This is a genomic window from Njordella calcicola, assembly GCF_056494125.1.
Genome location: NZ_CM151396.1, coordinates 449,884 through 462,942, shown reverse-complemented (window position 1 = coordinate 462,942; position 13,059 = coordinate 449,884). Strand labels below are relative to the sequence as shown.

General features: G+C 53.4%; 12 protein-coding genes. 10 read left to right on the top strand and 2 right to left on the bottom strand.

Annotated elements, in window-relative coordinates:
• Window positions 1-9: 9 nt before the first annotated feature.
• Entirely contained in the window at window positions 10-579 is a 570-nt protein-coding gene (locus SH302x_RS01695) for a hypothetical protein (protein ID WP_479366834.1), read from the bottom strand.
• Window positions 580-1,128: 549 nt separating this feature from the next.
• Between SH302x_RS01695 and SH302x_RS01690 the strand changes: the two genes are divergently transcribed.
• The 3 genes from SH302x_RS01690 to SH302x_RS01680 all read left to right on the top strand — a co-directional run bounded on the left by SH302x_RS01690 (window position 1,129) and on the right by SH302x_RS01680 (window position 6,021).
• Window positions 1,129-2,805, top strand: coding sequence for an FAD-dependent oxidoreductase (locus SH302x_RS01690; RefSeq protein ID WP_479366833.1), 1,677 nt, complete (start codon window positions 1,129-1,131; stop codon window positions 2,803-2,805).
• Window positions 2,806-2,911: 106 nt separating this feature from the next.
• Window positions 2,912-3,589, top strand: a complete 678-nt coding sequence (locus tag SH302x_RS01685; RefSeq protein WP_479366832.1) for a sugar-binding protein — start codon at window positions 2,912-2,914, stop codon at window positions 3,587-3,589.
• A 317-nt stretch (window positions 3,590-3,906) separates the two neighbouring features.
• Window positions 3,907-6,021 carry a prolyl oligopeptidase family serine peptidase gene (locus SH302x_RS01680; RefSeq protein WP_479366831.1) on the top strand — a complete coding sequence of 705 codons (2,115 nt, stop codon included), beginning with the start codon at window positions 3,907-3,909 and terminating at the stop codon, window positions 6,019-6,021.
• A gap of 196 nt (window positions 6,022-6,217) precedes the next feature.
• Here SH302x_RS01680 and cysK read toward each other — a convergent pair whose 3' ends face one another.
• Window positions 6,218-7,159 carry a cysteine synthase A gene (cysK, locus tag SH302x_RS01675; protein ID WP_479366830.1) on the bottom strand — a complete coding sequence of 314 codons (942 nt, stop codon included), beginning with the start codon at window positions 7,157-7,159 and terminating at the stop codon, window positions 6,218-6,220.
• A 165-nt stretch (window positions 7,160-7,324) separates the two neighbouring features.
• Here cysK and SH302x_RS01670 point away from each other — a divergent pair, with 165 nt between their 5' ends.
• From SH302x_RS01670 to fliG, 7 genes are all read left to right on the top strand, one after another.
• Window positions 7,325-7,951, top strand: a complete 627-nt coding sequence (locus tag SH302x_RS01670; protein ID WP_479366828.1) for an RNA polymerase sigma factor — start codon at window positions 7,325-7,327, stop codon at window positions 7,949-7,951.
• A gap of 116 nt (window positions 7,952-8,067) precedes the next feature.
• On the top strand, window positions 8,068-9,126 hold the full coding sequence (locus SH302x_RS01665; protein ID WP_479366826.1) for a hypothetical protein: 1,059 nt from the start codon (window positions 8,068-8,070) through the stop codon (window positions 9,124-9,126).
• A complete protein-coding gene (locus tag SH302x_RS01660) occupies window positions 9,123-9,494 on the top strand; it encodes a hypothetical protein (protein ID WP_479366825.1) in 372 nt (123 codons plus the stop codon). Before SH302x_RS01665 ends, SH302x_RS01660 begins: the two co-directional genes overlap by 4 nt.
• 42 nt (window positions 9,495-9,536) lie before the next feature.
• Window positions 9,537-10,439, top strand: coding sequence for an alpha/beta fold hydrolase (locus tag SH302x_RS01655; RefSeq protein ID WP_479366824.1), 903 nt, complete (start codon window positions 9,537-9,539; stop codon window positions 10,437-10,439).
• Window positions 10,440-10,466: 27 nt separating this feature from the next.
• A complete protein-coding gene (locus tag SH302x_RS01650; protein WP_479366822.1) occupies window positions 10,467-11,366 on the top strand; it encodes a triphosphoribosyl-dephospho-CoA synthase in 900 nt (299 codons plus the stop codon).
• Entirely contained in the window at window positions 11,341-11,832 is a 492-nt protein-coding gene (locus SH302x_RS01645; RefSeq protein ID WP_479366821.1) for a 6-pyruvoyl trahydropterin synthase family protein, read from the top strand. The genes SH302x_RS01650 and SH302x_RS01645 overlap by 26 nt, the downstream gene beginning before the upstream one ends.
• A gap of 185 nt (window positions 11,833-12,017) precedes the next feature.
• Window positions 12,018-13,010, top strand: a complete 993-nt coding sequence (gene fliG, locus SH302x_RS01640; protein ID WP_479366819.1) for a flagellar motor switch protein FliG — start codon at window positions 12,018-12,020, stop codon at window positions 13,008-13,010.
• Window positions 13,011-13,059 lie beyond the last annotated feature (49 nt).

Sequence of the window (13,059 nt, the reverse complement as noted above, 5' to 3'; positions counted from 1 at the left end):
CGGCCTTTTTTACATGCCTTGCGGACGGCTGGGCATCTTACGTGGGTATGGCAACGGCTTTCGCTCGGGCAATCCCCCATCATTGGACATCAACCAAGCCCGACGCTCTTCTTCCGTGGCGTAATAGGTCAGCCACAGTTCGCTTTCGCTTTCATCCAAACAATGCCAATGCAGGTAGTTGCGCGGCTCTTCGATCTTCTTTTCATAACTAGGCAAAATATCTCGAGCAATCACGCAGTACAGTTCGCGATCGCTCAAGTGGTCGGTAAATTCCAGCACAATTCGCTGCGCATGCAACCGATGAATCGTTTCCCACAACAGACGATGTAATGCCTGCGGGGACAAAGAATCGGGATTAGGCAACAACAACTCTGGAGTAAACCAGCGGCTAATGGGCAACGCCGGAGCGCGTTCCCACGCCAGCATCGACGCCAAGAAATCATTTTCGATCGCCAGCGGTACGCGTTGCATCGCTAACAAATCTGTCGCTTCATCAAGAAATGGCTCCAACTCTGTACGCAGTTGAGCGTTAAGCAACAGTTGATCGACTTCGTCTGTAATTGGATTATTCGTATTCATCCTGGCCCGAAGGTAAGGAAAACAAGATCAAACGCCAAGCTCGGCGGCTTTGACCAGCCGACCGAAACACGTGTTGGAACAAAAGGAAGCTCAATCCGCGACGAACATCTGCGCTTGCTCACCAGATGGCGGGGGATCGACTTCTTTTTGTCAACAGTTCGAATTTATTGAGGACGCACCTAAAAATCAAAGCGATATCCAGTCAATCTGAGCGCAAGTTCGAAATTCGTCAGCTCTCGCTTCGAACAAACCGCATAATCCGAACGACTTAACAGCCCAAGTCCCCGTTCTCGGCATCAACTCGCTGGACTGTCGGCCCAGGCATACGCGTTTTCTAGAGAAACTGCCCCGCTCCTCGCACGCTGGAGAGTGACGGTCCAGCACACGCCATGGCCATGCTCGCCGACAACGTTAAAATCTGCACAATTCCACTCAAAGCGTGTCGGCCAACTACCTGCACGCTGGATTTCCCTGCGAAGCCATGGAACGAATCGCATTCGATTGCGAACGGCTTCGACTTTCAAGAATGTAAAAGGCTGGATGTAAGACGTGAGTGAACTAAAAATTGTCATCGTAGGTGGTGTGGCTGGTGGAGCTTCTGCAGCGACCCGCGCCAGGCGAATGAACGAGTCCGCTGAGATCATTCTGTTCGAAAAAGACCCCCACGTATCTTTCGCCAATTGTGGCCTCCCCTATTACATCGGCGGCGAAATCCAGCAGCGAGAAAAACTGCTGGTCGCCACGCCTGAATTTCTTAGCCGCAGATTCAGGCTTGATGTCCGCGTTCGACAAGAAGTCGCCGCTATCGATCGCGTCAAAAAAACGGTCGAAGTCCTTAACCACGCAACCGGCGAAAAGTACACTCAACCTTACGATAAATTGATCCTTGCCCCGGGAGCCAGTCCCTTGGTTCCGCCGATCGCTGGCATTGACGCTGGCAATGTCCTGACGCTGCGTAACTTGGAAGATACCGATCGCATCAAATCCTTTGTGGACCAGCACCACCCGAAAAAAGCAGTCGTGATCGGCGCAGGCTACATCGGCTTGGAAATGGTAGAACAGCTTGCTGGACTAGGTATCGAAGTCACTTTGGTGGAACTGATGCCGCAAGTTCTTCCGCTGTTAGACCCCGAAATGGCCTATCCGATCCAACAAGCACTCACCGATAAAGGCGTCGCTGTCCACGTCGGAGATGCGGTTGAGAGCTTTTCAGTACAAAACAAGCTAGCTCATGCCGCGAATCTTAAGAGCGGGCGAGTGCTCGCTGCTGAGCTTTTCATCCTAGGAATTGGAGTGCGTCCCAACACAAAGTTAGCGATCGACGCGAAACTTGAGCTTGGCCAGACCGGCGGCGTCACCGTCAACCGCTTGATGCAGTCATCGGATCCCGACATCTATGCGGTCGGAGATGCCGCCGAGTACGTGTATGGTCCTACTCAGCAGGCCATGCGAATCGCCTTGGCTGGCCCCGCCAACCGCGCCGGCCGAATCGCTGGCGAGCACGCGGCGACTGGAAAAGCGAGCTCCATGGGCGATGTCTTTGGCACTTCCATTGTCCGCGTCTTTGGCACCACAGCCGCCATGACCGGGCTAACTCGCAAGCTGGCCGCACGCCTGGGTGTTGAAGCGCGTAGCACAATTGTGATCGCTAACCATCATGCTGGTTACTATCCCGGCGCTCAGTCGATGACGCTCAAGCTGATCTATTCGCCGGTTGACGGCAAAGTACTGGGCGCTCAGGCAGTCGGCGGCGAGGGAATCGACAAACGGATGGACGTGATTGCCACAGCAATGCGATTTGGAGCCACCGTCCGCGACCTAACCGAACTCGATTTAGCCTATGCGCCGCCGTTTGGCAGCGCCAAAGACCCCATCCATATGGCCGCGTTTGCAGCTTGCAATGAATTGGATGGTTTTGTCAGGTTCCTCGATCCTGATGTGGACCTGTCCGCTTACCAAGTCGTTGACGTTCGCACGCCAGCGGAGACAGCCAAGTCACCTTTGGCGGAAGCCGCCCATGCCATCAAAATACCTCTCGATGAACTGCGCGATCGACTGGATGAGCTAGATAGATCGAAACCCACCGTGACCTCCTGTGCATCCGGCTTACGCAGCTATGTCGCTGCTAGAATCTTGATGCAAAGCGGTTTTGATGATGTCTACGATCTCTCCGGTGCCTCCACGCTTCGCCACCGCGCGATGGCAGCGAAAAGACAGATTCCATAAGAAATCCCCTCACTACAGACCCCCTGTTGCTTTTGCGCACTGGCCGCTAGACAATTGTGAGCCGAGCACTGTTGCTCAATCTTTCACCTATTCTCAAGAGGCTACCATGCGATTCTCACTCCGTTCGTTCTCATTTGCCTTAGCTGTATTGACCACCGCGTCCTTGAGTTTTGCTCAAGAAGAATCCAAACCTGAATCTGCAGACGATGCTGTTGCAATAAAAGGCACCATCGAAGTGGATGGTGAAATCGAGGACGCCTGGAAGGATGTGCCAGAGTTAAGCGTAAAAAAACCAGCTCGTTCAGAAACGTCCATCAGCGAAGAAAAAATGGCAACAGCGAAAGTCAAGCTGATGTGGGACGAAGGCCATTTATACGCGTTGTTTCAAGTGACCGATCCTAAATTGTCTGACAGCTCTTTTAATGAGTACGAACAAGATTCGATTGAACTGTTCGTTGACGAACTAAATCAAAAGGCGGGGGCATACCAAGAAGATGACGCTCAGTACCGCGTATCCTACAAAGGCAAGATCTCTGGCGACGGCGCAGGTTACTCGGCCGATAACGTTAAAGCCGTTGCCAAAGAAGTCGAAGGGGGATACCTGATCGAAATGTCCGTCAAGCTCAAGCATGCGAAATGCGAGCCAGGCTCCAAATTGGGCATTGAACTGCAAGTCAACGACGATCCAGGCACAGGATCTCGTGGTGCTGTTACTAAATGGCATCACGACGAGAACGACTCGTATCTTGATACCAAGAACTTCGGCACCGTGACGCTGAAGTAGTCGACGCCTTAACGAGCTTCTAGACGTTTAAGCTTCTGGACGTCGTCTTATTTCGTTTAACCGCGTGCCCAACGGGCCGCGTGTCCGGAGGCTGAACGGGGGGCGATCGCCGCGCGGTCAAACGTAGTCGCGTCCCAGCATCATCCGCGACGGCCGAGCGTTTCGCTGTGCTTCACAATGCGTTACTATGTTGAAGTACCGTTAATCACCTCCATAGAAAGCTTGCGAGAATGTCTGACTTGCGTAATTCGATTCTGGCCGTTCTTGTTTCTTGCGCATCCATTTCCAATCACTTGGCCTTCAGCAACGAACCTGAAATGATCCAACAAAATTCCGTGCCTGTACCCAAAACCAAAACAGTCGAACAAATCGACGACTATCACGGAACTAAAGTCGCTGACCCCTTTCGCTGGCTAGAAGACACCGAAGCCCCAGAAACCGCAGCCTGGGTTGCCGCTCAAAACAAAGCCACGTTCAGCTTCCTCGAACAAATCCCCGAGCGAGAATCGCTCAAGCAACGATTGACCGAAATCTGGAACTACGAACGTTTCGGATTGCCCGATAAGTTCGGCGACAACTACTTTTTTACTTACAACGACGGGCTACAAAACCAAAGTGTCCTGTACGTCGCCAAAGAGGCTGACGGATCGGATAGACGCGTGCTCCTGGACCCCAACTCGCTGGCCGCCGATGGCACGGTGGCGCTCACGGATTGGCAAGTCCGCGGCGACGGCAAATATGTCGCCTACAGTTTGGCAAGCGCTGGCAGCGATTGGAACACGTGGATGATCCGCGATGTCGAATCCGGAAAAGATCTCGACGACAAAGTCGAATGGGTCAAATTCTCCAGCGCGTCATGGACCAAAGATGGCACCGGATTTTTCTACTCGCGATACGACCAACCCAAACAAGACGAGCAGTTTAGTGGCATCAACTATTATCAAAAGCTTTACTTCCATCGCTTGGGGGCACCACAAAGCGAAGATCAATTGATCTACCAGCGGGCCGACCAAAAGGAATGGGGGTTTTCTGCCAGCGTTAGCGATGACGGCCAATTGTTGATCATCAGTGTTTGGCGCGGAACCGAGGACCGCAATCTGATCTATGTTGCTCCGCTGCCCGATGGACAAGTCACCGCGGCGACCAAGAATCCCCTACCACTGATCGGCGAATTCGACGCATCCTATCAGTATCTAGGCAACCAGGTTTCGACCTCAGACGCTTCCAAGCAAAGCATCTTGTTTCTAACTGACAAGGATGCCGCGACTCGTCAAATCATTGCAATCGATTGTGAGGTACAAGCCGATGCACTGAAGAATCAGTCCGCCAGAACCATTGTTGCACAGCGGGATGCGACCATTGAAAATGCGGCACTGCTTCAAGACCAAATCTTTGTGAATTATTTGGTCGACGCGACTAGTGAAGTCGAGCGATTCTCGCTGAGCGGGCAATCGCTAGGCCGAATTGAGTTACCGGGCTTGGGAAGTGTGACAGGGTTTGCGACGAAACGGGAACACGACGAAACCTATTATAGCTTTACCAATTACATCACTCCGCCAACCATCTATCGTTTGAATCTTCAGTCGCAGGACACGAGCGTTTGGAAAGAAACCAAAGTTGACTTCAATGTTGACGACTACGCGACGACTCGCGTTTTTTACGAGAGCAAAGACGGCACAAAGGTTCCGATGATCTTGTCCTATAAAAAGGGAGCTGATCTCAATGGCCCAATGCCAACGATCCTTTACGCTTACGGTGGATTTAACATTTCGGTCGTACCGCGTTATTCGCCGGCGAATTTGGTATGGCTAGAAATGGGTGGTTTGTTTGCCGTACCGAATCTGAGGGGTGGCGGCGAGTATGGTCGCGATTGGCATGAGGCGGGCATGTTTGACAAAAAGCAAAATGTCTTTGATGACTTCATCGCCGCTGCGGAATACTTGATCCGTGAAAAGAAGACAACTAGCCAGCAGCTTGCGATCTCGGGCCGCAGCAACGGCGGCTTGTTAGTCGGCGCGACGATGGTTCAACGCCCAGAACTATTTGCGGCTGCGTTGCCGGGAGTCGGCGTGATGGACATGTTGCGATTTCACAAGTTCACGATTGGTTGGGCTTGGACCAGCGAGTATGGAAGCAGCGATAATGCCGAGCAGTTCCCTGCCCTGCTCGCTTATTCGCCTTATCACAACCTGAAGTATGGTGTTTCGTATCCCGCGACGCTGGTGACGACCGCCGATCATGACGATCGGGTGGTACCCGGCCACAGTTTCAAGTTTGCGGCCCGGTTGCAGCAAGCTCACGCTGGGACCGCACCGGTGTTGATCCGCATTGAAACGTCGGCCGGTCACGGAGCGGGCACTTCGACGACCAAGCTGATTGAGCAGACCGCCGACACGTATGCGTTCTTGATCAAGAGTTTGAAGATGGAGTGAGCAGTCAGTCGTGCCTCTGCGGCTCCGCCCGCAGAGATCTTCTCCGTGCCTCTGCGGCTCCGCCCGCAGAGCCGTAGCCGTAGCTCTGCGGCTCCGCCCGCGGAGGTGTATCCGTAGCTCTGCGGCTCCGCCCGCAGAGCCGTGCTCAGTGGACGGAGCCACTGAGCTACTGACGGAGCCACTGAGCTACTTCAGCCTAGCCACCCAAATCAGCGAAAAGCGGAGTTGACAGATATCGCTCGCCCAACGAGCACATGATCGTAACAATCCGCTTGCCTTTGAACTCAGGCCTAGCGGCAATCTGAGCCGCAGCCCACATGTTCGCGCCGCTGGAGATCCCTGCCATGATGCCTTCTTCGCGAGCCAACCGTCGGCCCCATTCAAAAGCGGTCTCATCGTCGACTTGAATCACATCGTCGACCAGCGAAGTGTCCAGGTTCTTAGGAATAAAGCCCGCTCCGATGCCTTGGATTCGGTGCTTGCCAGGTTGACCACCGCTGATCACGGGCGAATGCTTCGGCTCCACGGCGATCGCTTTGAAGTTCGGGTTGCGTGCTTTGATATAACGTGCAACGCCCGTAATCGTTCCGCCGGTTCCCACGCCTGCGACGATGGCGTCGATGTTGCCAGCGGTGTCTTCCCAAATCTCGGGGCCGGTCGTTCGTTCATGAACCGCCGGGTTCGCGGGGTTTTCAAACTGCTGAGGCATCCAAGCGATTGGGTCGGCGCCCGTCATCTCTGTGGCGCGTGCGATAGCGCCTTTCATTCCATCTGCTGCGGGTGTCAAAACCAAGTTCGCACCCAAAGCTCGCAGCAACGCGCGACGTTCCACCGACATCGATTCCGGCATCGTCAGAGTTAGCTTGTAGCCTTTGGCTGCACAAACAAACGCCAAAGCAATCCCAGTGTTCCCGCTGGTTGGCTCGATGATGTGCGTATCTTTCTTCAGTTTGCCCGACTTTTCAGCATCCTCGATCATCGCCATTCCTATACGATCTTTTACGCTCTTGAGAGGGTTAAAGAACTCGCACTTGGCGAACACCGTCGCATGTTCCTTGGGGACCAGACGATTGATTTGGATCATCGGCGTGCTGCCGACCGTTTGAACTACCGTATCGAAAGTTTTTCCGCGACTCATAATTTTGTGTCAGAACTAGACAAATTGGTTTGGTACGTAAAAGACGTTGGATTGTAACGAATACCCGCAAACTGTGCAGTATGGCCCCAATGGAGCGAACAAGTTTGCGTTCGGAATCGAGATAATTGTGCTAGCCGTTGTTGAAGATCAGCGAGTGCTAGTAAAATGGAAGCGAGCGTTGCTCGAAGGCGGAACAGCGAAAATGCGGCGAGGCGGGTAGGTTTGCAAGCGGATAATCGAGAGGAAGCTGAACTGGTCGATGCCGCTCTGCGAGGGGAATCGACCGCCTTTGAAGCCCTGGTAGAACGCTACCAGGGGCGGTTATTCAATGCCATGATCCATGTTACGGGATCGACCGAGGACGCTGAAGACGTCGTCCAAGAAGCGTTCATTCAAGCGTACTTGAAATTGGACACCTTCCAGCGAAACAGCCGCTTTTACACTTGGATTTACCGCATTTCCTTCAATTTCGCACTCTCCAAGCACCGCCGACGGCGGCCTGTTCGCTCGCTGGACCAAACGCGTGAAGCGTTGGGCAGCGAACCGGTGTCCCCGCTGGAAGGTGCCGAAAATCGTATGATTCAGACCGAACACATCCTGTCGGTTCAAGCGGCGATCAGCCAGTTGAGCGATGATCATCGAGCGATTCTGGTACTTCGGGACATCCAATCGATGAGCTACGAAGATATTGCGGACATCTTGAATATGCCGATTGGAACCGTCCGCTCACGGTTGAATCGCGCTCGGGCTCAGCTAAAGTCAGTCTTAGAAAAGCGTCCTGAATGGCAGTAACAAAGCCCACGCTCGTTGCGGTTCGAAACGCAGTATGCAGTAGGCGTTTCACGTTTTCTGCGGTAGAACTCACGTCCAGGGTATGTCGAACTTTTGAATGAGTGAGCTTGATGTCAATGAAGCGGCCATTTCGGCTGTGGGGGAAAAAACGCGGTTCGCGCATGACCGGTTGGTGGCTGATTGGTCGCGTCGGGCAAGCGTCGTTCTTTGGTGCGCTGATGCTGCTGGGCATTGCGGTGCTGACCATTGTGGTTGGGTGGCAACTCATTTCCCCCGAAACCAATGCCTATGCCGTTGGCTACGGATTCTGGCTGCTCATCCTGGTTTCCGTCAGCTTTGCAGGCATTGGAGCGTTCGGTTTTGGTCGCCAAGTGGTCTCGGTCGCGATCAGCGATGAACACCGAGCCGCCATGCTGGGCGGTCGCTTGCCCAATGCTAGCCCCAACGCCAATCCCCGCTCGGCAATTCGAAAATCAGCGGTGTATCTACCAGCAACCGCTCGGTTTACCGACAGCCCGGGCACTTATTTGCAATACCGTTTACCCGAAGCGAATTCCCAAACCAATCGGTTGCTAGTGACCGCTATGCTGATCCTGATCTGGGACACGTTTGCGATCGTGATGGCCACGATGGTCGCTGGAAGGTTCTGGTTAGGCAAATTCGACTGGTTCGCCGCGGTCATCGTCGGCCTGTTCATCTATATTGCAATTCTACTGACGAAACGATTCTTCAAAGATTTTTTCTATGCGACGCGAGTCGGCTCAACGGTCATCGAGGTCGATCAATTGCCGCTGTTTCCTGGCCTTTCCGCCAGCCTGCAATTGGTGCAGCATGGCAGAATGTCGATAAAAAGCTTGACGGTATCGCTGGTCTGCGAGGAGAAAGTCACGTACCATTTCGGAACTGACATCCGAGTGGAGAGTCAGGAAGTCGAAAGATTACTCCTGTTGCAAGAGTCTAGAATTCGTGTTGAAGACGGAAATCCATTACGATTACAATGTTCGCTGCAGTTGCCACCGCGAGCGATGCATTCCTTCTGCAGTTCGCACAACGCGATCACGTGGCGTATAGAGGTTGAGGGGAGAGTCAGCCGATGGCCATCGTTTTGCCGAAGTTTCCCCGTGGTAGTGTATCCGCGGGCAATTCCAACCGAGAAGGTACTTGTCCGATCTTGACCAGATTGTGCGGTTTGCGGCCAACTTACCGACCGCAAGAGACCATCCAGTTTGATGTCGTAGTCAACTCGCCGCTGGAAAGCCTAAATGCGGTCGAGGTTTCAGTTATTTGGTTTACTCAAGGCAAAGGCACCGAAGATCTAGGCGTTCATTTTTTTCGCCGCTTGGCTGGCCCTCAACTGAGCGAATCGATCGCGCAAGGGCGTTTGCACTTTGAAACCGAACTGCCTAATGGTCCGCTCAGCTATCGTGGCCAAATCTTGAAGATCAGTTGGGCGACGCGAGTCCGGCTTTTTATGGCCAATGGGGAAGAAAGCCATTTTGATCGTCCGTTTCTGCTAGAAAATGCGGTTGTCGATAAAAGCTAACGTCTTAAACTGGCGAGCTTCGGCAAGAATTAAAAGGCAGCAATGATCTCAACCAACAACGAAATTTGGCGAACCGAGTACCCTTTCCCATCGCGGTACTTCAGCTTGGGGAGCCACAAACTGCACTATGTGTCCAACGCCTCAGCCGAGCAACTTGCACAAGCGGAACAAGTCGTCTTGTGTATCCATGGCAATCCAACTTGGTCGTTTTACTATCGAAGCCTGCTGAGTGGATTGCAAGACGAGTATCCGGTGATCGCGGTGGACCATCTAGGCTGCGGCTTAAGCGACAAGCCTGCTACCTACGATTATTGCCTGTCGACGCACACCGACAACTTGATCGCTTTCATCACAGGTCTCGATCTGCAACATATCACATTGGTAGTTCACGATTGGGGCGGTGCGATTGGCCTTGGAGCTGCCGCGGCCGTGCGTGATCGCATCGACAAGTTGCTGGTTCTGAACACGGGTGCATTTCCGCCGCCATATGTTCCTCTGCGGATTGCAGCCTGTCGCATACCGTTGTTGGGTTCCTGGGCCATGCGATATGGAAACTTGTTCGCTCTTGCGGCCGTGCACATGGCCATCGACCGCTTAGATCATCTTTCAGACACCGCGCGAACGGGCCTGCTTTATCCTTACAATAACGCGGCTAACCGGATCGGTATCGATCGATTCGTGAAGGACATACCACTTACGCCAAAGCATCGGACATACCCAGTCTTGCAAGCCGTCGAACGCAACCTCAGCATGCTGAGGGAGAAACCAACGCGGTTCGTGTGGGGCGCAAAAGATTGGTGCTTCCGCATGGAATGCCTTGATCGGCTGGAAAAGAAGCTGACCAATTCGCGACGCAGAGTGCTGAGCGACGTTGGGCATTACATCATGGAAGAGGCTCCTGAAGAAGTCTTGGATGAACTGCGAGCGTTGCTCGTTCAATCATAGCCACGTCGGCCACCGCGACCTCACCGCATGAACTCCAATCCGCCTATCGATATCTTTCAACTCGTCCGCACAGCCTGCGAGCTGGAAGTGATGGCCGTTAAAGCTGGTAATGTGCATCCAACAGCTTCCTTTGCCGACACGACACTCGACGACTTCCTGCAGTCGGCGAACTTGACAAGCAGAACTTGGTCAGAACACAGCGATGCACCGATCGGCCAATGGATATTTCAAGCGGTCCAAGCGGTCTTGAAACGTGTTGGTAAGAACACCAACCTTGGGATCGTTCTGCTGCTAGCTCCGTTGGCCAAAGCTGCGATGTTAGACCAAACTCAAACAGCAAAACCGAGCCAGCCACCCAATTTATTGCCCTCGCATCTCGTGCTGGCTCAATTGGATCGCGACGACGCCAGCCAAGTGTACGCGGCGATTGGTCTTGCCAATCCCGGCGGCTTGGGCCAAGCAGAACAACATGATGTCAGAACCGCACCGCCTCCTCCATGCCTAATCAGTGCGATGCAGTTGGCAGCCGACTATGATGATGTGGCCCGACAGTACGTCACGAACTTTGCCGATGTTTATGCGTTAGCCCAGCAGCTTTCGACCGCAATTCTGCAAGGGACGGAAGTCCTCGCGGCTGTTAGCCAATTGCAGATCGAATGGCTCGCAAGTCGCATCGACACGCTGATCGCCAGGAAGTGCGGACTTGCGACCGCTCAGGAAGTCATGCTGCGAGCCCAAGTGGTGCTTGGCAGCGGCCCATGCCGCAGCAGAGCTTACCAAACTGCCTGGCAAGACTTTGACCATTTCCTGCGCAGCGACGGCAATCGACTTAATCCAGGCACCACTGCAGACCTGCTTGCAGCCGCCATTTTTGTAAGCCTTTATCAAATACCCCACGCCTATGTCTCAACCTCAATTTCGCGTTGAATTGCTCAAAGAACAACTCGTCTTTGCAGCCGCTCACTTCATTACTTTTGCAGGTGATATTTGTGAACGCATTCATGGTCACAACTACGGCGTGCAATCCACCGTTTGCGGCGACCTGGACGAAAACCGCTACGTCATTGATTTTATTGCCTTTCGAGATGCCATCGCAGAAATCGTTCGCGAACTGGATCACCATGTGTTGCTGCCAACCAAACATTCGCTGATCAAAGTCCAAGAACAAGGCGATGAAGTCCTGACGACCTTTCGCGATAAACGTTGGATCTTTCCACGTGAGGATTGCGTTCTGCTGCCCGTGACCAATACGACGGCGGAAGAAATCGCTGAATGGATTGTGGTTCGATTGCGAGATGTGCTTAAACCAAAAGTCAATCATCCATTGCGGTGGATCGAAGTCGGGGTCGATGAAAACAACGGCCAATGGGGATTCTGCCGCATCGATTGGTAAGTAAGCTTGGCTATGGGCGTTCAGGATATGCGGATTGTTCGGGAGGCTTAAGAATCTTTACGACCGATGCAGCTCGGTGTCGATACTGCTAATTGCACTGAGCAAGCAGCGTTTGCCGCCCGCCTTGGCCCCCGCTGAGCTCTGCGTTCCTTCGCTCGAAACTTCAGCCCAGCCGAACGACAGCCGTGGATGGCGTAAAAAAAGCAGCAGTCCTCTTGATGTGTTTGGAAGAGGAAGAAGCAGCGATGCTTCTTTCGCGGCTGCCTGCACGTCACGTTGAAGCAGTCACGCTCTCGATCGCTCAGATTTCAGAAGTCAGCGGGCCGGAACAAGAGTTCGTAATTAACGAATTCTTCAACAGCCAACCTAGCTCGTTCTCGACCAGCACCGGTGGTATCGAAAAAGCCAAATCGCTGGTGAAGAAAGCCTTGGGCCGCGACGCTGGTGACATGCTGAGCGTCTTGCAACAGACGCTGGAAAGCTTGCCGTTTGGCTTTATGCAGAAAGCCGACCCGCAGAACATTCTGTCATTTATCTTGGAAGAACATCCGCAGACGGTAGCACTTGTGATCTCCCACTTGCCTTCGCAATCGGGGGCTGCGATTCTCGCTGGATTACCGCCGTTGAAACAACTGGATGTTGTGCGACGCATTGCGGAGATGGGGCAAACGAGCCCGGAGGCGATTGACGAAGTGGAAAAAGCGCTTGAGCTGCGAATGGCGATGTTCATGAGCCAATCGTTCCAGAAGGCTGGTGGAGCTCCCGCCGTGGCCGAGATCCTCAACGTTTCGGATCGCTCGACCGAGCGTACGATTCTGGAAACTCTGGCCAACGAAAACGCCGAATTGGTCGATGAAATCCGAAGACTGATGTTCGTCTTTGAGGACATCCAGAAGCTTGCCGACAAGGACATCCAAACGGTGCTCAAAAATGTCGAGACCTCGCAATGGGCCATGGCGCTCAAGGGTGGCAGCCAAGCTCTACAAGAAAAGATCATGAAGAACATGTCGACGCGGGCCGCGGAAATCCTCAAAGAAGAAATGGCATTTCTCGGCCGCGTCAAACTTTCCGACGTCGAACAAACGCAGCAGAAGATCGTGGATATCATCCGCAATTTGGAGGATTCCGGCCAACTGGCCCGACCTTCCAGCGACGGCGAAGAGCAGTTTGTGGCTTAAAGGCCCCATGGCAGGGGCAATCAGGTCTCCGCAGCCTCACGGTGAACGA